Source organism: Pseudomonas sp. GW704-F2 (assembly GCF_059423025.1).
The window spans coordinates 203,935-228,765 of the sequence record NZ_JBWKXO010000005.1 but is presented as its reverse complement, the minus strand read 5'-3'; the positions used below and the strand labels follow the sequence as shown (position 1 = coordinate 228,765).

Here is a 24,831-nt window from a genome sequence, read left to right as displayed (position 1 = left end):
GGGGGGCGGGGCTTCCTGGTTCTGCTGTTCCTGGGCGTGCTGGTTGGCGCGCTTGACCAGCGCCACCGCTTCGTCCACGTCGAACGGCTTGGGCAGGTACTCAAAGGCACCGCCCTGGTAGGACGCGACAGCGCTGTCCAGGTCCGAGTGCGCGGTCATGATGATCACCGGCAGGCGCGGGTGCTGCTCGCGAATCCGCGCCAGCAGGTCCAGGCCGCTGGCACCGGGCATGCGGATGTCGGAGATGATCACGTCGGGCTGCTGGCGCGCCAGGCGGCTCATCACCCCGTCAGCGCTGTCGAAGCTCTGGGTGGTCATGCCTTCCTGTTGCAGGGCTTTCTCGAGGACCCAGCGGATAGAACGGTCGTCATCGACGATCCAGACAGTTTCACTACGGCTCATGTCGATGGGGCTCCTTGTTCCAGAGGCAGAAAGATCGAGAACGTGGTGTGGCCAGGATGGCTCTCACATTCGATCAGACCCTGGTGCTGGCTGATGATGTTCTGGGTAATGGCCAGGCCCAGCCCGGTACCGTCCGGGCGGCCGCTGACCATGGGGAAGAAAATGGTTTCCTGCAGTTCTGCTGGAATGCCCGGGCCGTTGTCGGTGATTTCGACTTTGGTCACCAGACGATGGCGCACGTGGCCGATGGTGAACTGGCGCAAGGCGCGGGTGCGCAGGCTGATGCGGCCCAGGCGCAGCTCGTTCTGGCTGCTGATGGCCTGCATGGCGTTGCGCACGATGTTGAGCACCGCCTGGATCATCTGCTCGCGGTCGATCAACACGTCGGGAATGCTCGGGTCATAGTCGCGCACCAAGGTAATGCAGCCTTGGCTTTCGGCCTCGACCAACTGGCAGACACGCTCCAGCACCTCATGCACGTTGGTCATCGCCAGCGACGGCAGCTTGTTGGAGCCGAGCATGCGGTCCACCAGATTACGCAGGCGGTCGGCCTCTTCAATGATGACGTTGGTGTAGTCCTTGAGGTGCTCGTCCGGCAGCTCACGAGCCAGCAACTGCGCCGCGCCGCGAATCCCGCCCAACGGGTTCTTGATCTCGTGGGCCAGGCCGCGCACCAGCATCTTGCTGGTTTCCTGCTTGGACAACTGCGCTTCTTCCTTGGTGATGCGCAGCAGGCGGTCACGCGGGTGGACTTCGAGCAGCAGCAGGGTGCTGCCGTTGCTCAGGATCGGGGTCACGGCGTAGTCGACGGTCAGGGTCTGGCCGGTCAGGGCGGTGAGCATCGCTTCGCGCTTGGTGAACGGATGTGCCTGCTCCACTGCCTGGCGCAACGAGCTCAAGGCTTCGGCCGACTCGGTGAACAACTCGCTGATGAACTGCCCATGGCTGCGCTGCCCGCTGATGGCCAGGAGCATCTCCGCCGCCGGGTTCATGTACTCAAGGCGCAGGTCGTCATTGAGCAGGATGGTCGCGGTGGTCAGGTTGTCGAGTAACAAACGGTGCAGTGCATCGCTGATGGTCATCAGGACCTCTTTTGGAGCAAGGCGCGGGCTTGAGGCACACGCTGATACAAGGAAAATGCAAAAACCAAACCAAGGCTCCGAAAAGAAGCGTTTAAGCCCTGAAATAAGGGTTTAAGGCTCGAAACTGTGGCGTTCTGCCAGCTTCATCGGGTAGTTTCGAACCAAAATGGGCTGGGTCGGTGGGAAGGGTGCAGGCTATCGCACCAATATAGTGCGATTTTGTGACGATTGTTCAGGAAGCGCGAATTCACACAAATCAAATGCGGGAGGGGGATTGCCTCCTCCCACATTTTTGGATCGGGTGTACCGTTTTAGTCTTTGTAGATACACAGCTCGGCGGTCGCGCGGATCATCGCCAACTGCTGCATCGGCTCATTGAGCGGCTCATGCACGGCTTCGGCCAGCCATTGCGGGCACTGTGGGTCGGTGCGCTGCGGGCTGAAGTCGGCCAATTGCTGCAGCAGGCGTTTTTGCAGTTGGTCCAGTTGCGGGCGAATCTGCTTGACCAGGTCCGGGCGCGGATCGTCGGGGGCCTTGCCCTGGAACTGCCAGTCAGAAAGATGGGCGTACTGCACCAGTTTGTTCGCTTCGATCTGTGCCGAGAAGAACTGCCCGGCGGCGGCAGGGTCCAGCTTGTAGCTCGGGGCCTGGGCGACGACGCTGGCGATCACCTCTTGCTCGCGCTTCTTGTCTTCTACGGGCTTGTGGCTGTCCCACTTGCTCAGGGCGACCTGGTCGGCGATCGCCAGGCGCTCGGCGATGCTGTTGAGTAAAGGTTCGAGGCTGGGCGGCGCAGCGCTCGCACTGGCACTGACGAATAACAGAGCGAACACAAGTCGACGTTTCAATGCTGATCTCCTTGTGGGAGGGGGCTTGCCCCCGATAGCAGAGTGTCAGTCAGCACCGGTATCAACTGATCCACGGCTATCGGGAGCAAGCTCCCTCCCACCTTTTTGATTGGGTTTGCAGGTGCGGAGCTGTGTAATCCCTGGGCAAAAAAAGACCTCCCGAAGGAGGTCTTTTTCGATCACGCCACGTTAAGCGACGCTACCGGATCAGCAGCTGTAGTACAGCTCGTATTCCAGTGGGTGTACGAAGGTGCGGACTTTGATTTCTTCTTCGCTTTTCAGCTCGATGTAGGCATCGATGAAGTCGTCGCTGAATACGCCGCCTTTGGTCAGGAACGCACGGCCCTTGTCCAGCTCTTCCAGGGCTTCTTTCAGGCTGCCGCACACTTGTGGGATCTCTTTGGCCTCTTCAGGCGGCAGGTCGTACAAGTTTTTGTCGGCGGCGTCGCCTGGGTGGATCTTGTTCTGGATGCCGTCCAGGCCAGCCATCAGCAGTGCAGCGAAGCCCAGGTACGGGTTGGCTGCCGGGTCCGGGAAGCGGGCTTCGATACGGCGAGCGCGCGGGCTGGACACGTAAGGAATACGGATCGATGCGGAGCGGTTACGAGCCGAGTAGGCCAGCATTACCGGTGCTTCGAAACCTGGGACCAGACGCTTGTAGGAGTTGGTCGACGGGTTGGTGAAGCCGTTCAGGGCCTTACCGTGCTTGATGATGCCGCCGATGAAGTACAGGGCGGTGTCGGACAGGCCGGCATAACCTTCGCCAGCGAAGGTGTTCTTGCCATCTTTAGCGATGGACAGGTGAACGTGCATACCCGAACCGTTATCGCCGTACAGAGGCTTAGGCATGAAGGTTGCGGTACGGCCGTAGGCATCAGCCACGTTGTGTACGCAGTACTTCAGGGTCTGGACTTCGTCAGCCTTGGCAACCAGGGTGTTGAACTTCACACCGATTTCGTTCTGGCCGGCAGTCGCCACTTCGTGGTGGTGTACTTCGATGACCAGGCCCATTTCTTCCATGGCGTTGCACATGGAGGTACGGATTTCGTGGTCGTGGTCGAATGGCGGAACTGGGAAGTAGCCACCTTTGATACCTGGACGGTGGCCTTTGTTGCCGCCTTCTACGTCCTGGTCGGACATCCACGAACCTTGTTCGGAGAAAATCTTGAACATGGAGCCGGAGATGTCGGACTTGAACTTGACCGAATCAAAGATGAAGAATTCTGGCTCTGGGCCTACGAATACGGTGTCGCCGATACCGGTCGACTTCAGGTATTCCTCGGCACGCTTGGCGATCGCACGTGGGTCGCGGTCGTAGCCTTGCATGGTCGAAGGCTCGATCACGTCGCAGACGATGATCAGGGTTGGGTCTTCGGTGAACGGGTCCAGCACGGCAGTGCTGTCGTCCGGCATCAGGATCATGTCGGAAGCTTCGATGCCTTTCCAACCGGCAATGGAGGAACCGTCGAACATTTTGCCTTCTTCGAAGAACGCGTCATCCAGCGCGTCGCGAGCCGGCATGGTCACGTGGTGCTGAGTGCCTTTTGTGTCCGTGAAGCGCAGATCAATCCACTTAACGTCATGATCTTTGATGAGTTGAACCGACTTCGACATGGTGTCCTCCGGGGTGGCTTCGGGCTGGGTAGTGGAGTTAGCCCTTAGAATGTGGGTGATGCCGGCGCGGATAGTCCGCCATGGCAACCTGCCTCACAAGAGAGCAAATTGCATGCCAGTGCGCCAACATGGCCTTTTTGCGTCAAAATGGCCCCTATAACAGTGCAAACCGCTGAAATGGAATAAATAACGCACTGCAATGTGGCGTGCATTTGCGCAAATGACCTGTTTTGGTGCGTTGCACCGTTGATGCATATTAACTGGTTAAACCTTGAGCGATTTCCGCTATAATCCGCGCCCCCCTTTTTCGGCAGGCCCTGCGCGCGCTGTTTCCATGAAATTAATCGTTAAAGTCTTCCCCGAGATCACCATCAAAAGCCGACCGGTACGGATGCGTTTCATCCGTCAGTTGGCCAAGAACATCCGTGCCGTGCTCCGCGATCTGGACCCGGCTGTGGTGGTGAACGGTGTGTGGGACAATCTCGAGCTGGAAACCCGTGTCACCGACGCCAAGGCCTTGAAGGATATGACCGAGCGCCTGAGCTGCATGCCGGGCATCGCGCATTTCCTGCAGGTCGACGAGTACCCGCTGGGCGACTTCGACGACATCACCGAAAAGTGCAAACAGCACTTCGGCAGCGAGCTTGAAGGCAAGATTTTTTCGGTGCGCTGCAAGCGTGCCGGCAAGCACCCGTTCAGCTCCATGGATGTGGAAAAATACGTCGGCAGCAAGCTGCGTCGCGAGTGCGGCGCTGCCGGAATTTCCCTCAAGGCGCCGCAAATTGAAGTGCGGATGGAAATTCGCGACCAACGGTTGTTTGTGATCCACAGCCAGCACAATAGCATTGGTGGCTACCCGTTGGGCGCCCTGGAACAGACCCTGGTCTTGATGTCCGGCGGTTTCGATTCCACAGTGGCGGCCTACCAGATCATGCGCCGCGGCCTGATGAGCCACTTCTGCTTCTTCAACCTGGGCGGGCGTGCCCACGAATTGGGCGTGATGGAAGTCGCGCACTATATCTGGAAGAAGTACGGCAGCTCCCAACGCGTGCTGTTTGTCAGCGTGCCGTTCGAGGAAGTACTGGGCGAAATTCTCGGCAAAGTCGATAACAGTCATATGGGCGTAGTATTGAAGCGTATGATGTTGCGCGCAGCGTCCCGAATTGCCGATCAACTGCAGATCGACGCGCTGGTGACCGGCGAAGCGATTTCCCAGGTATCCAGCCAGACGCTGCCGAACCTGTCGCTCATCGATTGCGTGACCGAGAAGCTGGTGCTGCGCCCGCTGATCGCCAGCCATAAGCAGGACATCATCGACCTGGCGGAACAGATCGGCACTGCCGACTTCGCCAAGCACATGCCCGAATATTGCGGGGTCATCTCGGTGAACCCCAAGACCCACGCCAAGCGCAACCGCGTGGAGTATGAAGAACAACAGTTTGATATGGCGGTTCTGGAGCGTGCGCTCGAGAACGCCAAACTGGTCCCGATCGATCGTGTCATCGACGAGTTGGGCCAGGATGTGCAGATCGAAGAAGTCAGCGAAGCCCTGGCCGGTCAGATCATCATCGACATCCGTCACCCGGATGCCGCTGAAGACGAGCCGCTGGAAATCGCTGGCATCGACGTACAAACGCTGCCGTTCTATGCATTGAACGCGCGTTTCAAGGAACTGGATAACAGCCGTCAGTACCTGCTGTATTGCGACAAAGGCGTGATGAGTCGCCTGCATGCCCACCATTTGCTCAGTGAGGGGCATGCCAATGTGCGCGTTTATCGACCGAGCTAAGAGCCCGGGGCTGTTTGCCTGTGGCCTGCGTCACCGGCCCCCCGACTCTGCCGTCAAGCTGTAACGGCAAGGCCTGACTCTACTGTTAATCGCTGCCACGACCTGTCAGCACACCGAATCCTCTGATCGAGATACACAAGTGATCGAAAATCTACGTAACATCGCCATCATTGCTCACGTTGACCATGGTAAAACCACCCTGGTAGACAAACTCTTGCGTCAATCCGGCACCCTGGAGCGCAACGAGCTCAACGACGAGCGCGTGATGGACTCCAACGACCAGGAAAAAGAGCGCGGTATTACCATCCTGGCTAAAAACACCGCTATCAACTGGAACGGCTACCACATCAACATCGTGGATACCCCGGGCCACGCCGACTTCGGCGGCGAAGTAGAACGCGTAATGTCGATGGTCGACTCCGTTCTGCTGCTGGTTGACGCTCAAGACGGCCCTATGCCGCAAACCCGTTTCGTGACCAAGAAGGCGTTCGAAGCCGGCCTGCGTCCGATCGTGTGCATCAACAAGGTTGACCGTCCAGGCGCGCGTCCGGATTGGGTTCTGGACCAGATCTTCGATCTGTTCGACAACCTGGGTGCTACCGAAGAACAACTGGACTTCCAGGTTATCTACGCTTCGGCCCTGAACGGTATCGCCGGTCTGGATCACACCGCCATGGCGGAAGACATGACCCCGCTGTACCAGGCCATCGTTGACCACGTTCCACCACCGAAGGTTGACCGTGACGGTCCGTTCCAGATGCAAATCTCGGCACTGGACTACAACAGCTTCCTGGGTGTTATCGGCGTTGGCCGTATCGCTCGTGGTAGCGTCAAGCCGAACACTCCGGTTGTCGCTATCGGCGCCGACGGCAAGAAGCGCAACGGTCGTATCCTGAAGCTGATGGGTCACCACGGCCTGCACCGCATCGACGTTGAAGAAGCGTTCGCCGGCGACATCGTGTGCGTCAGCGGTATGGACTCGCTGTTCATCTCCGACACCCTGTGCCAGCCGGACACTGTCGAGGCGATGAAGCCTCTGACCGTCGACGAGCCAACCGTTTCCATGACCTTCCAGGTAAACGACTCGCCTTTCTGCGGTAAAGAAGGCAAGTTCGTGACCTCCCGTAACATCAAGGAACGTCTGGACAAAGAGCTGCTCTACAACGTGGCACTGCGCGTTGAAGAAGGCGACTCGGCTGACAAGTTCAAGGTTTCCGGCCGTGGTGAGCTGCACCTCTCGGTACTGATCGAAACCATGCGTCGCGAAGGCTTCGAAATGGGCGTTGGTCGTCCTGAAGTGATCATCCGTACTGTTGACGGCGTGAAGCAGGAACCGTTCGAAAACGTCACCATCGACACCCCTGAAGAATCCCAGGGCAAGGTCATGGAAGAGATGGGCCTGCGTAAGGGCGACCTGACCAACATGGTGCCGGATGGCAAAGGCCGTGTGCGTCTGGAATACAACATCCCTGCGCGTGGTCTGATCGGTTTCCGTAACCAGTTCCTGACCCTGACCAACGGTGCTGGCATCCTGACCTCGATCTTCGATCGCTACGACACCATGAAGTCCGGCGACATGTCCGGCCGTCAGAACGGTGTTCTGGTTTCGGTTGAAACCGGCAAGGCGCTGACCTACTCCCTGGAAACCCTCCAGGCGCGTGGCAAGCTGTTCGTTGAACACGGTCAAGAGATCTACAACGGTCAGATCGTTGGTCTGAACAGCCGTGACAACGACATGGGCGTCAACCCAACCAAAGGCAAGAAGCTCGACAACATGCGTGCTTCGGGTAAAGACGAAACCATCGCTCTGGTTCCACCTGTTCGCTTCACCCTGGAACAGGCCCTGGAATTCATCCAGGACGACGAGCTGTGCGAAGTCACGCCTAAGTCGATCCGCCTGCGTAAGAAGATCCTGGACGAAGGCGAGCGTACCCGCGCTGCCAAGAAAGCCAAGAACTGAGTTAACTCAGGCTGAATGAAAAACGCCCCCGGTCGAAAGGCCGGGGGCGTTTTTTTATGTCTGCAGGTTTTGTGCTGAAGGTGCCGGCCCTATCGGGGGCAAGCCCCCTCCCACATTTTGAAGGCGTTCACAAATCAAAACTGTGGGAGGGGGCTTGCCCCCGATAGGGCCCTTGAGAACCCTGCAAAACATGGATCAGAACTTATCGAGAGTCTTGAAATTGGTCTCGCGCACCACTTCTTTGGGCTTGTACGCGCAATACCCCGGCCGCGGGCCGATTTTCGGGTGGTTGCGGCAGGTATCCGGGCGCTTGTCATAAATAGTGCAGAAGCGCGTCTTACGATCCAGGTACAGGCAGTCGTTGTTGCTCATGCGCTGCAGGGTGAAGATCTCGGATTTGCTGTTGTAGCGCTCGACGATGCCTTCCTTCTGCAAACGCTTGGCGATGTTCTTCGGCGGGTCGCCGCGCTCGAATTCATCGACGATGCCAATGCGGATCAAGTCTTTGATCTTCACTTCGACCGGCAGCGTGCAGCAGCTGGACACGCAGCCTCCGCACATGTGGGCGGAATATTTCTGCCAGGTCTCGAGACGGTCGAGTTCCGCGGCGGCGATCAGTTGAGGCTTCATCAGGGTTCCAAGGTGGGGCGGTATCCGGGCGCGCGATCATACCGGGATTGATGGTTTTTTGAACAATATTTTCGGGTTTTCAGCTCGAAGGCGGCTCGAACAGTGATCGGGCACGACCCCTGCATTAAATTCATGCAAAGGTGAATGAGTTAAAAAACTGCCGAACCAGCGCGTCGACCGCCGGTCAGACCGACTAGGCTCTAGCAACTCCTTCAATCTCGCCCGAGGTCACACCGATGTCTCAGGAACCGCTTGCACGAGAAGCAGAGGTAGCCGCATTTCGCGATGCTGTCTTGACCAAACTCACCTACGCGGTGGGCAAAGACCCGGATCACGCCTTCGACCATGACTGGTTCGAAGCCATTGCCCTGGCCGCCCGCGACCAGATGGTCGATCACTGGATGAACCATACGCGGCAAATCTACCGCAAAGGCCAGAAGCGGGTGTATTACCTCTCGCTGGAATTCCTCATCGGCCGCCTGCTCTTCGACAGCCTGAGCAACCTCGGCCTGCTGGAGATCGCTCGCGAAGCGCTCACCGAGTTGGGTGTCGACCTGGAACGCATCCGCCTGCTGGAGCCCGACGCAGCGCTCGGCAACGGCGGTCTGGGGCGCCTGGCGGCGTGCTTTATGGAAAGCATGTCGACCCTGGGCATTGCCGGCCATGGTTATGGCATTCGCTATGAGCACGGGCTGTTCCGCCAGGCGATTGTCGATGGCTGGCAGCAGGAACAGACCGAGCGCTGGCTGGATTTCGGCAACCCGTGGGAGTTCGAACGGGCTGAAGTGATCTACCCGATCGGCTTCGGCGGCAGCGTCGAAACCCTCGCCGATGCCGGCGGCAAGCTGATTCAGGTGTGGTCGCCCAGCGAAACCGTGCGGGCCGTGGCCTACGACACTCCGGTGGTCGGCTGGCGCGGCGCCAGCGTCAACACCCTGCGGCTGTGGCGTGCGCGCGCCGTGGAAGACCTGCACCTGGAGCGCTTCAACGCCGGCGACCATTTGGGCGCCGTCGCCGAAGTGGCCCGCGCCGAAAGCATCTCCCGAGTGCTTTACCCGGCCGACAGCACCGAAGCGGGGCAGGAACTGCGCCTGCGCCAGGAATACTTCTTCGTCTCGGCCTCGCTGCAAGACCTGCTGCGCCGCCACAAGAACATGCACGGCTCGGTGCTGAGCCTGGGCGAACATGCCGCCATTCAGCTCAACGACACGCACCCGTCCATCGCGGTCGCCGAGTTGATGCGGCAACTGGTGGACCTGCACGATATTCCCTGGGACGCGGCGTGGGACGTCACCATCGAAACCCTGTCGTACACCAACCACACACTGCTGCCCGAAGCCCTGGAAACCTGGCCGGTCGGCCTGATGGAACGCATGCTGCCCCGGCACATGCAGATCATCTACCTGATCAACGCGCAGCACATCGACTCGCTGCGCGCCAAGGGCATCCACGATTTCGACGTGCTGCGCGCCGTGTCGCTGATCGAAGAAGACAACGGCCGCCGCGTGCGGATGGGCAACCTGGCGTTCCTCGGCTCCCATAGCGTCAACGGCGTATCCGGCCTGCACACCCAACTGATGCGCAGCACGGTGTTCTCCGAACTGCACAAGCTGTACCCGGAGCGCATCAACAACAAAACCAACGGCATCACCTTCCGCCGCTGGCTGTACCAGGCCAACCCCCAACTCACCGGCATGCTCGTCGACGCGCTGGGTGCGGACATCCTCGACAAGCCCGAACAGCGCCTGATCGAACTCGAACCGTTCGCCGAGAAGCAGGCCTTCCGCAAGGCCTTTGCCGAACAACGCCTGCACAGCAAGCGCGCGCTGGCCGAGATCATCCATGAGCGTCTGGGTATTGCGGTCAACCCGGCGGCGATGTTCGACGTGCAGGTCAAGCGCATCCACGAGTACAAGCGCCAGTTGCTCAACCTGCTGCACACCGTGGCGCTGTACCAGGCGATCCGTGCCGAGCCCGAGACCGACTGGGTGCCGCGAGTGAAGATCTTCGCCGGCAAGGCGGCGGCGAGCTATCACCAGGCCAAGCTGATCATCAAGCTGACCAACGACATCGCCCGCACCGTCAACAACGACCCCACCGTGCGCGGCTTGCTCAAGGTGGTGTTCCTGCCCAACTACAACGTCAGCCTGGCGGAAAGCATCATCCCGGCGGCGGACTTGTCGGAGCAGATTTCCACCGCCGGCTTTGAAGCATCGGGCACCAGCAACATGAAGTTCGGCCTTAACGGCGCGCTGTCCATCGGCACCATGGACGGCGCCAACGTCGAGATGCACGAGCGCGTGGGCGGCGAGCACATGTTTATCTTCGGCCTCAGCGCCCAGCAGGTGGAGGCCCGCAAGCACGCCGGTGAATTCCACGCCGGGCCGGACATCGCCGCGTCCCATCGTTTGAGCGATGTGTTGCAAGCGATTCGCGGCGGGGTGTTCTCGCCGGACGATCCGGGCCGTTATGTGGGCTTGATCGATGGGCTGATCGAGTACGACCGCTTCCTGGTGTGTGCCGACTTCGATGCCTACTGGGAGGCGCAGACCCGGGTCGACGCGCATTGGCATGATTCCAAGGAATGGTGGCGTTCGGCGGTGCTCAATACCGCGCGGATGGGCTGGTTCTCTTCGGACCGCACGATCCGCGAATACGCCACCGAGATCTGGAAAGCGCTCGACTAAACACCCCAAAACCAAAATGTGGGAGGGGGCTTGCCCCCGATAGCGGACTGTCAGTTTGCAGATATGTCGACTGGCACACCGCTATCGGGGCAAGCCCCCTCCCACATTGGTCCTGCGTCGATATACTAGGTCCCGGTTTGCTTAGGGAATATCGACCATGCAATGGATTTTCATGCTGATTGGGCTGGCGCTCGGCTGGACGCTCGATGAGTCGTTCGGCGACGCGGGCATCGGCGCGCTGCTGGGGTTGGGCATTGGCCAGGCGATTCGCCTGTCGATGCTGGCTTCGCGCATGGATGAACAAGGCCGTCAGTTGGAGACCGCGCAGAAAGCGCTCACCGCGCTGGAACAACGCCTGGCGCAAATGGAAAAGCCTGCACCCGAACCTGCGCCGCTGGCGCACAGTGTGGTGGTCGAATCCCCCGTTGCCGAATCTGCTCCGCCAGCCGAGGCACCCGAACTTGTCTGGGAGTTGCCCGCTGAACTGGCGCCAACACCCGTCGCCATCGTTGCCGAACCGAGTCAGCCATTACCGGCGGATGTCTGGAAACCTGCCGAGAAACCGCCTGCACCTGAACCGGTTATCCCCCGAGGCCCGAACCTGATCGAGCGCGCCATCCGCGGCGCGCGCAATTGGCTGTTCGGCGGCAATACCGTGTTGCGCGTCGGCGTGGTGCTGCTGTTCCTCGGCCTGGCCTTTTTGCTGCGTTATGCCACCGAAGGCATGGTGGTGCCGATCGAACTGCGTTATGCCGGGGTTGCCGCCGCCGCCTTGGGCCTGCTGGGCCTGGGCTGGTGGTTGCGGCTGCGCAACAGCAATTACGGCTTGATGCTGCAAGGCACCGGGATTGCGGTGCTGTACCTGACGGTGTTTGCCGCAATGCGCCTGCACCCGTTGATCGACCCGGGCGCGGCGCTGGGCCTGCTGGTGGCTGTCACGCTGTTTTCGGCGATTCTGGCGATCACCCAGGATGCGTTGGGCCTGGCCTGCGCAGCGGCGCTGGGCGGGTTTGCCGCGCCGATCCTGGCCTCCACCGGCGCCGGCAGCCATGTGGCGCTGTTCAGCTACTTCGCCCTGCTCAATGCCGGCATCCTCGCCATCGCCTGGTTCAAGGCCTGGCGCCTGCTCAACCTGATCGGCTTTGTCGGCACCTTCGGCATCGGCTTCGCCTGGGGCCTGCGTTCGTATGCGCCGCAGCTGCTGTGGAGCACCGAGCCGTTCCTGATCGTGTTTTTCCTGATGTACCTGGCCATCGGCCTGCTGTTCACCCGGCGCAAATTGCTGGAGATGAACGACGCGCCGGAGGACGACAGCCGCGGCGCGCTGCTGCGCTGGTCGGCGGCCAAGGGCGATTATGTCGACGGCAGCCTGCTGTTCGGTCCGCCGCTGGTGGGCTTTGGCTTGCAGTTCGCACTGGTCCAACACCTGGAGTTTGCCGCTGCGTTCAGCGCCCTGGGCCTGGGCATCATCTACATGGGCCTGGCCCGACTGCTCAGTGGCGGGCGTGCCTTGCTGCTGGCGGAAACCTGTCTGGCCCTGGGCGTGATCTTCGCCAGCCTGGCGATTCCCCTGGGCCTCGACGCGCGCTGGACCGCAGCGGCCTGGGCCGTGGAAGGCGCCGGGATCTTCTGGCTCGGCCTGCGCCAGCAACGGCCGTTGGCGCGGGCGTTCGGCCTGTTGTTGCAACTGGGTTCGGCGCTGGCCTTCCTCAGTGAACTGCGCGTCGGCGCACACACAATGCTGGACGGTGCGCCATTGGGCGCGCTGTTGCTGGGTGCCGCGTTGCTGTTCAGCTTCGCGCAGTTGCGCAACGCCTCCACCGAACAGGCGGCGGCTTGGGAGCGCAAGGGCTTGCCGGTGTTGGCCAGCCTCGGGCTGACCTTCGTGTACCTGCTCGCACCGCTGCTGTTGCTGACCCAAGGCACCGCCATCAGTTGGGCGCTCGCCGGCCTGGCGACGCTGTATGTGGGCCTGCGCATCGGTTCACGGACCTTCCTGTTCACCGCGTTCGCCGTGCAACTGCTGGGTGGCGCGTTGTTCCTGTTGCGCCTGCAAGGCGGTGATGGCGTGGCGGTATTCAGCGCGGGTTGGGGCGGTTTGCTGACGGCCTCGCTGATCGGGCTGGCGTTGATCGGCGGCATGCTGCTGGCGGCCCGTGACGACATGGTGCGCAGCGACGCGCGCCTGTTGCGCGGGTTGTCGGTGGTGCTGCTGGCCGGCCTGGTGTTGATCAACCTGGCCGTGCTGTTTGTGTTGCCTTGGGAAAGCGCCAGCGGGGTGTGGGCGGCGAGCGGTCTGCTGATCATTTGGTTGAGCCTGTACCTGCAACAGCGCGTCAGTTTTGTGTTCGGTTTGCTGCTGCAACTGATCGGCGGCGCGTCGTTCCTGCTGGCGGTGCCGGAACTGCTCGGGCCGTTGACCAATGAAGGTTTGCGTCCGTTGGCGCACAGCGGTTTCTGGACGCCGATGGTGTTGGGCCTGGCCGCTCTGGTCGGCGCCTGGCGCTTGCAGCGCGAACCTCATGCGCCGGTGTTTGCTGTGCTGAAACTGCAACGCCTGTCTGACCTGTTGCTGGTGTGGGGCGCGGCCTGGTGGGCGCTGGCGCTGATCGGCGAAGTGCTGCGGTTTATCCCGCAAGAGTTGCAGGGCGCGTTCCTGCTGGGTATCGCCGCGGCGAGCGTGGCGCTCTGGACGCTGTTCGCGGCGCGCCTGCGCTGGGCCTCGCTGGCGATGCTCTGCACCTTGCTGATGCCGGCGGCGGCAGCGGTGTTGCTGGTGTCTGCCCATAGCTACTATCACCCGGCGGCGCAGTTCGGCTGGCTGGCCTGGCTGGCGGTGTTCGCGGTGCATTTCATCTCGTTGCGGCGCTTGGCGGCGGTGGCTCCGGCCAAAGTACTGAGCGTTGCCCATGTGTTGGGTAGCTGGATGTTGATCGGCGTCCTGGCGCTGGAGCTGCGCTACGGCCTGTTGTTGCTGTCGAGCGAATACAACGCCTGGCGCTGGCTGGGCTGGGCGATCCTGCCGAGCCTCTACCTGGTGCTGGCGGCTGCGCCGCGCAGTTGGCCATGGCCGGTGTCGGCCTATGCCAAGGAGTACCGCGTGCTGGCGGCGCTGCCGTTGGCGGTGCTGATGCTCGGCTGGTTCTGGCTGGCCAATACGTTCAGCGACGGTACGGCCAAGCCGTTGCCCTATGTGCCGCTGATCAACCCACTGGACCTGGGCCTGCTGTTTGCCCTGCTTGGCGTGTATCTGTGGTCGCGCAGTGCGGCGCCGCAGCGCGGGCCGCGTGCCGAATGGATCGCCCAAGGGGTGGCGGGGGCTTCGCTGTTTGCGTTCTTCACGGCGCTGGTGATGCGTACCGCCCACCATTGGGGCGGCGTGCCGTTTCACCTGGACGCGTTGCTGGAGTCGATGCTGGTGCAAGCCGGTTTGTCGATCGTCTGGACCCTGATTGCCCTCGGCCTGATGATCGGCGGTCACCTGCGCCATCGTCGCGAGGTTTGGCTGATCGGCGCGGCGTTGATTGCCGTGGTGGTGGCCAAGTTGTTTTTTGTCGAGCTGAGCAACCGTGGCGGCCTGGCGCGGATCGTGTCGTTCATTGGCGTGGGCGGGTTGTTGCTGGTGGTGGGTTACTTCGCACCGCTGCCGCCCAAGCGCGCCGAACCTGTGTTGGAAACTGAAGGAGCATCCTCTTGATCGGTAAGTTGAGCGTGGCGGTAGTGGGCGTGTGTGCGACATTGTCGGTATGGGCCCAGGAAACGCCCGCCGACTTCTCCGCCCAGGTGCCGCTGAGTGTCAGCGGCAACGGCCCGTGGTATCGCCTCGAATTGCCGCTGGCCGTGCAACTGAGCGCGCGCCAGGCCGACCTCAGCGACCTGCGCGTATTCAATGCTGCCGGTGAGCCCCAGGCCTACGCGCTGTCGCGCCAATCCGCGCAACACACCGAGAACCGTAACGTTGCCGATGTGAAGTGGTTCCCGCTGTACGCCGCCGACACCCGCGAAACCTTGCCAGCGGTGGTGATGAAGTCCAGCGCCGAAGGCACCTTGCTGGAGGTGCGCCCCTCCACGGCAACCACGACCGGCCAGCAGGTGCTGCGCGGCTGGGTGCTCGACGCCAGTGCGATCAAGGCGCCGTTGCAGCAACTGAGCCTCGACTGGAGCCACGAGCAAGAAGGCTTCCAGCGATTCAGCATCGAAGCCAGCGATGACTTGCAGCACTGGACGCCCTGGGGCGACGGGCAAGTGGCGCGTTTGTCGTTTGCCGACGAGCGCGTCGAGCAGCACGACGTCAGCCTGCCGGGGCAAACGGCGCGTTACCTGCGTCTGTTGTGGCAGGGCCAGGCGGCGCCGCTGTTGACCTCGGCCAAATTGGTCAGCGCCACCCGCAGCAGCCTGCCGACGCCATGGGTGTGGTCGCAGCCGCTCTCCGGCACGCGGCTGCAGGCGGGGGAATACACCTGGCAGTTGCCGGCGGGGCTGAACGTCGAGCGCCTGCGCGTGGAATTGACACAACCCAATACGCTGGCGCCCGTGACCTTGTCGGGGCGACGCGACAGCAAGCAAGCCTGGCAGCCGTTGAGCAATGGTTTGCTGTACCGCCTGACCCAGAACGGCCAGGACGTGGTGCAGGATCAATTGCAGTTGCCGGGCCAGGCGGTCGCTGAACTCAAGTTGCAGGTGGATGAGCGCGGCGGCGGCCTGGGCACCGCCGCGCCGACCCTGCGGGTTGCCGTGCGCGCCACTCAGTTGGTGTTCCTGGCGCGGGGCGAGCCGCCGTTCACCCTGGCGCTGGGGAATGCCTCGGCCAAGGCGGCGAACCTGCCGCTGTCGACCCTGATCCCCGACTACAGCGCCGAGCGCCTCAGCACCTTGGGGCAGGCCACGGTGGCGGGGGACGTCAGGGTCACGTCGCCAGCGCTCGTGGCCGCTGTCGACACCGAACCGAACTGGAAAAAACTCGGACTCTGGGCCGTATTGCTGCTCGGTGTGGCGGCGCTGGGGGCCATGGCTTACAGTTTGCTGCGCAAGCCTGCGGCAGCACGTTAAATAACGTCCATGAACTCTATTGGGTTTAAATCCTCTGATAGGAGGAAATACGCCCCGACTCGCGTTAAACTGCGCGGGTTTTTAGCCCCCCATACATCGGAGCCTTCCATGTCCCGCGTTACCCTGAGTCGCTATTTGATCGAGCAGACCCGCAGTAACAACACGCCTGCCGATCTGCGCTTCCTTATCGAAGTGGTGGCGCGTGCTTGCAAGGAAATCAGCCACGCCGTGTCCAAAGGCGCGCTGGGTGGCGTCCTCGGCAGCATGGGCACTGAAAACGTCCAAGGCGAAGTGCAGAAGAAACTCGACGTGATCTCCAACGAGATCCTGCTCGAAGCCAACGAATGGGGCGGTCACCTGGCCGGCATGGCGTCCGAAGAAATGGACAATGCCTACCAGATCCCGGGCAAATACCCGAAAGGCGCCTACCTGCTGGTGTTCGACCCACTGGACGGCTCGTCCAACATCGACATCAACGCCCCGGTCGGCACCATCTTCTCGGTGCTGCGTTGCCCGAACGAACACCTGAGCCAGAACGAAGCCCTGAACGAAAAGGCCTTCCTGCAGCCGGGCACCCAGCAGGTTGCCGCCGGTTATGCGATCTACGGCCCGCAGACCATGCTGGTCCTGACCCTGGGCGACGGCGTCAAAGGCTTCACCCTGGACCGCGAAATGGGCAGCTTCGTGCTGACCCACGAAGACATCGTGATTCCTGCTGCTACCCAGGAATTTGCAATCAACATGTCCAACCAGCGCCACTGGGAAGAACCGGTCAAGCGCTACGTCAGCGAGTTGATGGAAGGCGAAGAAGGCCCGTTGAAGAAAAACTTCAACATGCGCTGGGTCGCGGCGATGGTGGCTGACGTACACCGCATCCTGACCCGCGGTGGCGTGTTCATGTACCCGCGTGACAGCCGCGAGCCGTCCAAGCCGGGCAAGCTGCGCCTGATGTACGAAGCCAACCCGATGTCGTTCCTGGTTGAACAGGCGGGCGGTGTGTCCACCGACGGCCACCAGCGCATCCTCGACATCCAGCCCGAAGGCCTGCACCAGCGCGTGGCGGTGTTCCTGGGTTCGAAGGAAGAAGTCGAGCGCGTGACCGGCTATCACAAGAAGTAAGTGTGGCGAGGGAGCAAGCTCCCTCGGCACGTTCAAGACGTGAAGTCTTGAACGATGAGAAGCCCCGAAACGTTTCAGCGTTTTCGGGGCTTTTTTGTTTTCGTTCGTCGGGAACCAGACACCTGTTTTCCCTTCTAAGCTTCTGGCAGACCCCCAACCTGCCTCGTCCCTCCAGGAGTTATTCCATGTCGTTACGCCGTCTCGCTTTGCTGGCCTTTTGCGTGCTGTTGGCCGCTTGCAGCAAGGTCAATCAGGAAAATTACGCGAAGCTGTCGGCTGGCATGGCCAAGGCCGAAGTGGAGTCGTTGCTGGGTAAGCCGACCGATTGTTCCGGCGCGCTGGGTATGTCCAGCTGCACCTGGGGCGATAAAAACAGCTTTATCAGCGTTCAATATGCCGGTGACAAAGTTCTGATGTTTTCCGGGCAAGGCCTGAAGTAAACCGGGGCGAAAGCCTGCGGGAGAAGAAGAATGATGCGTTTTGTTGTGTTCCTTTGCGCCAGCCTGTTTTTGGCGGGCTGCGCCAGCCATTCTGGCGATGATCTGCAACCCAAGACCGCGGGTAACGTCAACCTCAAGCGTTACCAGGGTACCTGGTATGAATTGGCGCGATTGCCGATGTACTTCCAGCGCAACTGCGCGCAGTCCGAGGCCCGCTACACCTTGTTGCCGGATGGCGATATGTCGGTGTTCAACCGCTGCCTGACCAGCGACTGGAAGTGGGAAGAAGCCAAGGGCACCGCTACGCCGCAAGTGCCGGGCAAGACCGACAAGCTCAGGGTGGAATTCAATAACTGGTTTACCGCGCTGTTGCCGGGCGTCGCCAAGGGCGACTACTGGGTGTTGTATGTCAGCGATGATTACAAGACTGCCCTCGTCGGCAGCCCAAGCCGGCGCTATATGTGGATCTTGTCGCGCACGCCGACGGTCAGCGCCGACACCCGTGAAGACCTGCTGAGCAGGGCACGGCAGCAGGGTTATGACACCACACGTTTGATCTGGCGCACGTCGGACAAGCAGATGGCGAAGACCTCGCAATAACTCTGGATCAGCACAAATCCAATTGTGGGAGGAGGCAAGTCGAATCGTCGCACCGCCCCTCCCACATTTGTTATGGGTTGCCTGTTAACCGAGTAACTCTCTCAACACCTGGGTAAACGCCCGGCTGCTCTCTTCTTCAGCGGCATGCCGCCCGTCGCGCACCACCCACTTGCCGTTGACCAGCACATCGCGCACCTGGCGATCGCCACCGGCGAACAGCCAGCGATTGAGAATCCCGTCTTCGGTCGCCGTCGCCAGGTACGGATCGTTTCCGTCCAGCACCAGCCAATCGGCGCGCTTGCCCACTTCCAGCCGCCCGATCGGCTGCCCCAGCGCCTGGGCGCCGCCGTCCAATGCGGCATCGAACAGCGTGCGGCCGACCATCGGTTGGTCGTGGCGATACAGGCGATTGCGCCGCTGATCGCGCAGGCGTTGGCCGTATTCCAGCCAGCGCAGTTCTTCCACCACGCTCAGCGACACATGGCTGTCGGAACCAATACCCAGGCGCCCGCCTTGAGCGAGGAAATCCACCGCCGGAAAAATCCCGTCGCCCAGGTTGGCTTCGGTGGTCAGGCACAAACCGGCAATCGCGCGGCTGTTGGCCATGCGCGTCACTTCCTCGGGGTCGGCATGGGTGGCGTGTACCAGGCACCAGCGCTCATCGACGTCGACGTTGTCATACAGCCATTGCAGCGGGCGTTTGCCGCTCCAGGCCAGGCAGTCGTCGACTTCTTTCTGTTGCTCGGCGATGTGGATATGCACCGGGCAGGCCTTGTCGCTGGCAGCCAGCACGTCTGTGATCTGTTGCGGCGTGACGGCGCGCAGGGAGTGAAAGCACAAGCCCAGTTGCTGCGCCGGCTGTGCGGCGAGGATCGGTTTCAGGCGCGCCTGCAGCTCCAGATAATGTTCGCCGCTGTTGATAAACCGCCGCTGGCCTTCATTGGGTGCCTGGCCGCCAAACCCGGAGTGGCTGTAGAGCACCGGCAGCAATGTCAGGCCGATCCCGCTGCTGGCGGCCGCCTGGCTGATCTGCCGCGACAGTTCCGCGCGGTCGGCATATGGCTGGCCGCTGACGTCGTGGTGGACGTAATGAAATTCCGCGACCGAGGTGTAACCGGCCTTGAGCATCTCGATATACAACTGGCGCGCGATGATCTGCAGTTGCTCCGGATTGATCTTGCCGACCATGCGGTACATCAGCTCGCGCCAGGTCCAGAAGCTGTCGTTCGGGTTGCCGGCCACTTCGGCCAGGCCCGCCATGGCGCGCTGGAATGCATGGGAGTGCAGGTTCGGCATGCCCGCCAACACCGGCCCCCTGAGCCGTTCGGCACCGTCTGCGCTGGCATTGGCCGCGACGTGGGTCAGCAGGCCATCAACGCCGACTTCAAGGCGTACATCTTTGGCCCATCCATCAGGCAGCAGTGCGCGTTCGGCAAAGAAAACGGACATGTTCAGGGCACCCCGGTCGTGTGTTTATTTGTATATACATATACAGACGTTTGCCTGCTCGGTAAACTCCGGCAATCTATGCATCTTTTTCCCCTGCAAGGATTCCCCGTGCCGACTCCGCCCGCCAAGTCTTCACTGGCTGCCCACCTGGACGAAAGTCCGGCGCCCTTGTATGCCCGCGTCAAACAAATGATCAGCCAGCAGATCCTCAGCGGCAACTGGCCGCCCCATTACCGCGTGCCGTCGGAGAGTGAACTGGTCAGCCAGCTGGGTTTCAGCCGCATGACCATCAACCGCGCCCTGCGTGAACTCACCGCCGAAGGGCTGCTGGTACGCATGCAAGGCGTCGGCACGTTCGTCGCCGAGCCCAAGAGCCAGTCGGCGCTGTTTGAAGTGCATAACATTGCCGATGAGATCGCCGCCCGCGGCCATCGGCATACCTGCCAGGTCATCACCCTGGGCGAAGAGGCGGCCGGTTCCGAGCGCGCCGTCGCCCTGGAAATGCGTGAAGGCGGGCGGGTATTCCACTCGCTGATCGTTCACTTTGAAAACGATATCCCGGTGCAAATCGAAGACCGCTTCGTCAACGCCCTGGTCGCGCCGGAATACCTGCAGCAGGATTTCACCCAGCAAACCCCCTACGCCTATTTGAACCAGGTCGCACCGTTGACCGAGGGCGAGCATGTGGTCGAAGCGATCCTCGCCGATGCCGCCGAGTGCAAGTTGCTGCAGATCGAACCGAGCGAGCCGTGCCTGTTGATTCGTCGACGCACCTGGTCCGGTCGCCAGCCGGTGACCGCCGCGCGCTTGATCCACCCCGGTTCCCGTCACAGCCTGGAAGGACGCTTCAGTAAATGAGTGCAGTGACCGTCTGGCGCGCCGCCAATTACGTGCGTATGCCGTGGAAAAACGGCGGCGGCAGCACCGAAGAAATCAGCCGCGATGGCGGCCATGGCCTGGAGGGCTTTGGCTGGCGCCTGTCGATTGCCGATATCGGCGAGTCGGGCGGGTTTTCCTCCTTCACCGGCTATCAACGCGTGATCACGGTGATCAACGGTGCGGGCATGGTCCTGACCGTGGACGGCGAGGAGCAGCGGGGGTTGTTGCCGCTGCAAGCGTTCGCGTTCAAGGGCGACAGCCAGGTGTCGTGTCGCCTGATCAGTGGGCCGATCCGCGATTTCAACCTGATCTATTCACCCCAGCGTTACCATGCGCGGTTGCAGTGGGTCGATGGGGGGCAGCGTTTTTTCAGCACCGCGCAGACGGTGCTGGTGTTCAGCGTGGCCGATGAGGTGACGGTGCTCGGCCAGGTGTTGGGTCATCATGATTGCCTGCAGGTGGACGCTAATACCGGCTTGCTGGATATCTCGGTCACGGGCCGCTGCTGCATCATCGAACTGACCGCACGCGGTTAAAAAATGTGGGAGGGGGCTTGCCCCCGATAGCGGTGGGTCAGCTACAGATAAGCTGACTGGTCCACTGCAATCGGGGGCAAGCCCCCTCCCACATTTGTTTCCCCACTGTTCTTGCGATCTGTTTCCGGCCTTCCGCACCACTTTGTTACCGAACGCCCCAGCGTGGCGCAAACTCACAGCGTTGCCGTCAAACCTCCCCCGCTGCAAACCGCCCTCGTAAGAAATTCCATCACGCCTCGAAGCCTTAATTTCCAAGGCTCCCACGCGTTCGCCAAAAAAATCCCCACGACTCACTCATTAAGTTGGCCGTTCGATTGCATATGCTTGTATGTACAAGTAAAGGTGTGTGCGTAAGAGTCGACTTCGCACGCATCCAGTTCGCGCATCGATCGCTGAGGAGTTCTGGTTGTGACCGATTTTTCTAACGCTAAGCCTACAAAATACCGAGACGTCGAAATCCGCGCCGCTCGCGGTAACACGCTCACCGCCAAAAGCTGGCTGACCGAAGCGCCGCTGCGCATGCTGATGAACAACCTTGACCCGCAAGTGGCCGAAAACCCGAAAGAGCTGGTGGTGTACGGCGGCATCGGCCGTGCGGCGCGTAACTGGGAGTGCTATGACCAGATTGTCGAGAGCCTCACCAACCTGAACGATGACGAAACCCTGCTGGTGCAGTCGGGCAAACCGGTCGGTGTGTTCAAGACCCACCGCAATGCCCCGCGTGTGCTGATCGCCAACTCCAACCTGGTGCCGCACTGGGCCAGTTGGGAACACTTCAACGAACTGGATGCCAAGGGCCTGGCCATGTACGGCCAGATGACCGCCGGCAGCTGGATCTACATCGGCAGCCAAGGCATCGTCCAGGGCACCTACGAAACCTTCGTCGAGGCCGGTCGCCAGCATTACGACAGCAACCTCAAAGGCCGTTGGGTACTGACCGCCGGCCTCGGCGGCATGGGCGGCGCGCAGCCGCTGGCCGCGACCCTGGCCGGCGCATGCTCGCTGAACATTGAATGCCAGCAGGTCAGCATCGATTTCCGCCTGAACAGCCGTTATGTCGACGAACAGGCCAGCGACCTCGACGACGCCCTCGCGCGCATCGCCAAGTACACCCAGGAAGGCAAAGCGATCTCCATCGCCCTGCTGGGCAACGCCGCCGAAATCCTGCCGGAACTGGTCAAGCGCGGCGTGCGCCCGGACATGGTCACCGACCAGACCAGCGCCCACGACCCTCTCAACGGTTACCTGCCGGCCGGCTGGACCTGGGACGAATACCGCGCCCGCGCCAAGACCGAACCGGCGGTCGTGATCAAGGCCGCCAAGCAGTCGATGGCCGTTCACGTCAAAGCGATGTTGGACTTTCAGAAACAAGGCATCCCGACCTTCGACTACGGCAACAACATCCGTCAGATGGCGCAAGAAGAGGGCGTGGAAAACGCGTTCGACTTCCCAGGCTTCGTACCGGCCTACATCCGCCCGCTGTTCTGCCGTGGCATCGGCCCGTTCCGCTGGGCTGCGCTGTCGGGCGACCCGCAAGACATCTACAAGACCGACGCCAAAGTCAAAGAGCTGATCCCCGACGACGCGCACTTGCATAACTGGCTGGACATGGCCCGCGAACGCATCAGCTTCCAGGGCCTGCCGGCGCGTATCTGCTGGGTCGGCCTGGGTCAACGCGCCAAGCTGGGCCTGGCGTTCAACGAAATGGTGCGCAGCGGCGAGCTGTCCGCGCCGGTGGTGATCGGCCGCGACCACCTCGACTCCGGCTCGGTGGCCAGCCCCAACCGCGAAACCGAATCCATGCAGGACGGCTCCGACGCCGTGTCCGACTGGCCGCTGCTCAACGCCTTGCTCAACACCGCCAGCGGCGCGACCTGGGTCTCGCTGCACCACGGCGGCGGTGTGGGCATGGGCTTCTCGCAGCACTCGGGGATGGTGATCGTCTGCGACGGCACCGACGAAGCGGCCGAGCGGATTGCCCGCGTGCTGCACAACGACCCGGCCACCGGGGTGATGCGTCACGCCGATGCGGGTTACCAGATCGCGATCGACTGCGCCAAAGAGCAGGGCTTGAACCTGCCGATGATCAAGTAACGACTGGCTCGGTTTCTGTGGGAGCTGGCTTGCCTGCGATTGCATCACCGCGGTCTACCCGAAAGACCGCGTCGCCCGCATCGCAGGCAAGCCAGCTCCCACAGAAGAGCAATCAGTACCCAAAACAATCCATCAGAGGTTGAACACACATGGCTGCAAATGACGCGCGTGCAAGCACCACCCCGTTGATCGAAAGGCGTTCGATCGACTACATCCCGGAAGCGGAAAGACACGGACGTCTGTTTAGCCAGTTCACCCTATGGATGGGCGCCAACCTGCAAATCACCGCGATTGTCACCGGGGCCCTGGCCGTGGTGCTGGGCGGTGATGTGTTCTGGTCGTTGATCGGCCTGTTGATCGGCCAACTGCTCGGCGGCAGCGTCATGGCGTTGCACGCGGCGCAAGGGCCCAAGCTTGGCCTGCCGCAGATGATCTCCAGCCGGGTGCAGTTCGGGGTTTATGGCGCGGCCATCCCGATCGTGCTGGTGTGTTTGATGTACCTGGGTTTCACCGCCACCGGCACCGTGCTTTCCGGTCAGGCGCTGGGCCAGTTGCTGGGCGTCAGCGACAGCGTCGGTATCCTTGTCTTTGCCAGTGTCATCGTGCTGGTCACGGTGCTCGGCTACCGCGTGATCCACTTCATCGGCCGGGTCGCCAGCGTCATTGGTGTGATTGCCTTTGTCTACCTGTTCAGCCGTCTGATGAGCCAGGCCGACATTGGCGCGCTGCTGCAAATCCGTCACTTCAGTTGGAGCAGCTTCCTGCTCGCGGTGTCGCTCGCAGCCTCCTGGCAAATCGCCTTCGGCCCTTACGTAGCGGACTATTCGCGCTACCTGCCGAGCCAGACGTCCTCGCTGAAAACCTTCCTGGCCGCCGGCGCGGGGTCGGTGATCGGCGCACAGGTGGCGATGGTCCTCGGCGTGTTTGCCGCCGCCCTGTCCAACGGGCAATTCGCCGGTCATGAAGTGGCCTACATCGTCGGTTTGGGCGGTACGGGGGCCACCGCCGCGCTGCTGTATTTCAGCATCGCGTTCGGCAAGGTCACCATCTCCACGCTGAACTCCTACGGCAGCTTCATGTGCATTGCCACCATCATCAGCGGCTTCCGGGGGCGCCTGCAGGTCACGCGCTTGCAGCGTCTGGTTTTTGTGCTGGCCATCGTCGGTACGGCGACTCTGATCGCGTTGCTCGGCCAGCACTCGTTCCTCGGTGCGTTCAAGTCTTTCATCCTGTTCCTGCTGGCGTTCTTTACGCCCTGGAGCGCGATCAACCTGGTGGACTACTACTGCATCACCCGCGAGCGTTATGACGTGACGGCGCTGGCCGATCCGGACGGGCGTTATGGGCGTTGGAACCTGCTCGGTATCAGCGTCTATGTGTTCGGTGTGCTGGTGCAATTGCCGTTCATCTCCACCAAGTTCTACACCGGTCCGCTGGTGGCCGCCCTGGGTGATGTGGATATTTCCTGGATCATCGGTCTGATAATTCCCGCAGCTCTGTATTACGTGTGTGCGAAAAAATGGCACAGCGCCGTGCCCGATCAACTGATTCTGCCGGTCGAGCAGGACAGCGTTGTACCTGCCCCAGCCAGCGGCGCCAGTCGCTCTGCGGCGCGGGCCTGATTGGACGTGGACCGGGCAGGATGCCTCTTGA

General features: G+C 61.5%; 18 protein-coding genes. 12 read left to right on the top strand and 6 right to left on the bottom strand.

Annotated elements, in window-relative coordinates:
* From AC07W0_RS06680 to glnA, 4 genes are all read right to left on the bottom strand, one after another.
* Positions 1–402 (bottom strand): response regulator (locus tag AC07W0_RS06680; RefSeq protein ID WP_146013162.1); only part of this gene is annotated, 402 nt, incomplete at its 3' end.
* Entirely contained in the window at positions 399–1,484 is a 1,086-nt protein-coding gene (glnL, locus tag AC07W0_RS06675; protein ID WP_017849925.1) for a nitrogen regulation protein NR(II), read from the bottom strand. The genes AC07W0_RS06680 and glnL, both read right to left, overlap by 4 nt.
* Positions 1,485–1,795: 311 nt before the next feature.
* Positions 1,796–2,332 (bottom strand): chorismate mutase, encoded by a 537-nt coding sequence (locus tag AC07W0_RS06670; protein WP_102617225.1) that lies wholly within the window; start codon positions 2,330–2,332, stop codon positions 1,796–1,798.
* 207 nt (positions 2,333–2,539) lie between these two features.
* On the bottom strand, positions 2,540–3,946 hold the full coding sequence (gene glnA, locus AC07W0_RS06665) for a glutamate--ammonia ligase (RefSeq protein WP_017849923.1): 1,407 nt from the start codon (positions 3,944–3,946) through the stop codon (positions 2,540–2,542).
* A gap of 334 nt (positions 3,947–4,280) precedes the next feature.
* Between glnA and thiI the strand changes: the two genes are divergently transcribed.
* Together thiI and typA are read left to right on the top strand one after the other, a co-directional pair.
* The gene (gene thiI / locus AC07W0_RS06660; protein ID WP_046384997.1) at positions 4,281–5,735 is read left to right on the top strand and encodes a tRNA uracil 4-sulfurtransferase ThiI; all 1,455 of its coding nucleotides are present in this window, start codon (positions 4,281–4,283) and stop codon (positions 5,733–5,735) included.
* 139 nt (positions 5,736–5,874) lie between these two features.
* Positions 5,875–7,695 carry a translational GTPase TypA gene (gene typA, locus AC07W0_RS06655; protein ID WP_017849921.1) on the top strand — a complete coding sequence of 607 codons (1,821 nt, stop codon included), beginning with the start codon at positions 5,875–5,877 and terminating at the stop codon, positions 7,693–7,695.
* Positions 7,696–7,890: 195 nt separating this feature from the next.
* Here typA and AC07W0_RS06650 read toward each other — a convergent pair whose 3' ends face one another.
* On the bottom strand, positions 7,891–8,325 hold the full coding sequence (locus AC07W0_RS06650) for a YkgJ family cysteine cluster protein (RefSeq protein ID WP_017849920.1): 435 nt from the start codon (positions 8,323–8,325) through the stop codon (positions 7,891–7,893).
* 236 nt (positions 8,326–8,561) lie between these two features.
* On the opposite strand from AC07W0_RS06650, the gene AC07W0_RS06645 reads away from it, so the two are divergent.
* The 6 genes from AC07W0_RS06645 to AC07W0_RS06620 all read left to right on the top strand — a co-directional run bounded on the left by AC07W0_RS06645 (position 8,562) and on the right by AC07W0_RS06620 (position 18,220).
* Positions 8,562–11,012 (top strand): glycogen/starch/alpha-glucan phosphorylase, encoded by a 2,451-nt coding sequence (locus AC07W0_RS06645; protein WP_102617224.1) that lies wholly within the window; start codon positions 8,562–8,564, stop codon positions 11,010–11,012.
* Between the two features lie 157 nt (positions 11,013–11,169).
* A complete protein-coding gene (locus AC07W0_RS06640; protein WP_102617223.1) occupies positions 11,170–14,709 on the top strand; it encodes a DUF2339 domain-containing protein in 3,540 nt (1,179 codons plus the stop codon).
* On the top strand, positions 14,709–16,061 hold the full coding sequence (locus AC07W0_RS06635) for a DUF3999 domain-containing protein (RefSeq protein ID WP_102617227.1): 1,353 nt from the start codon (positions 14,709–14,711) through the stop codon (positions 16,059–16,061). Before AC07W0_RS06640 ends, AC07W0_RS06635 begins: the two co-directional genes overlap by 1 nt.
* 108 nt (positions 16,062–16,169) lie before the next feature.
* Positions 16,170–17,180: a class 1 fructose-bisphosphatase gene (locus AC07W0_RS06630; RefSeq protein WP_017849915.1), complete on the top strand. Its 1,011-nt coding sequence runs from the start codon at positions 16,170–16,172 to the stop codon at positions 17,178–17,180.
* A 185-nt stretch (positions 17,181–17,365) separates the two neighbouring features.
* Complete coding sequence (locus AC07W0_RS06625) at positions 17,366–17,620, top strand: hypothetical protein (RefSeq protein ID WP_017849914.1); 255 nt, start codon at positions 17,366–17,368, stop codon at positions 17,618–17,620.
* A gap of 30 nt (positions 17,621–17,650) precedes the next feature.
* Entirely contained in the window at positions 17,651–18,220 is a 570-nt protein-coding gene (locus tag AC07W0_RS06620; protein ID WP_017849913.1) for a lipocalin family protein, read from the top strand.
* Between the two features lie 84 nt (positions 18,221–18,304).
* Here AC07W0_RS06620 and AC07W0_RS06615 read toward each other — a convergent pair whose 3' ends face one another.
* Entirely contained in the window at positions 18,305–19,669 is a 1,365-nt protein-coding gene (locus AC07W0_RS06615; RefSeq protein WP_102617222.1) for a formimidoylglutamate deiminase, read from the bottom strand.
* Positions 19,670–19,777: 108 nt separating this feature from the next.
* Between AC07W0_RS06615 and hutC the strand changes: the two genes are divergently transcribed.
* From hutC to AC07W0_RS06595, 4 genes are all read left to right on the top strand, one after another.
* A complete protein-coding gene (gene hutC, locus AC07W0_RS06610) occupies positions 19,778–20,527 on the top strand; it encodes a histidine utilization transcriptional repressor HutC (protein WP_017849911.1) in 750 nt (249 codons plus the stop codon).
* Entirely contained in the window at positions 20,524–21,084 is a 561-nt protein-coding gene (locus tag AC07W0_RS06605; RefSeq protein WP_102617221.1) for a HutD/Ves family protein, read from the top strand. The genes hutC and AC07W0_RS06605 overlap by 4 nt, the downstream gene beginning before the upstream one ends.
* 408 nt (positions 21,085–21,492) lie before the next feature.
* Positions 21,493–23,178 carry a urocanate hydratase gene (gene hutU / locus AC07W0_RS06600; RefSeq protein WP_046384993.1) on the top strand — a complete coding sequence of 562 codons (1,686 nt, stop codon included), beginning with the start codon at positions 21,493–21,495 and terminating at the stop codon, positions 23,176–23,178.
* A gap of 149 nt (positions 23,179–23,327) precedes the next feature.
* Positions 23,328–24,800, top strand: coding sequence for a purine-cytosine permease family protein (locus AC07W0_RS06595; protein ID WP_046490861.1), 1,473 nt, complete (start codon positions 23,328–23,330; stop codon positions 24,798–24,800).
* Positions 24,801–24,831 lie beyond the last annotated feature (31 nt).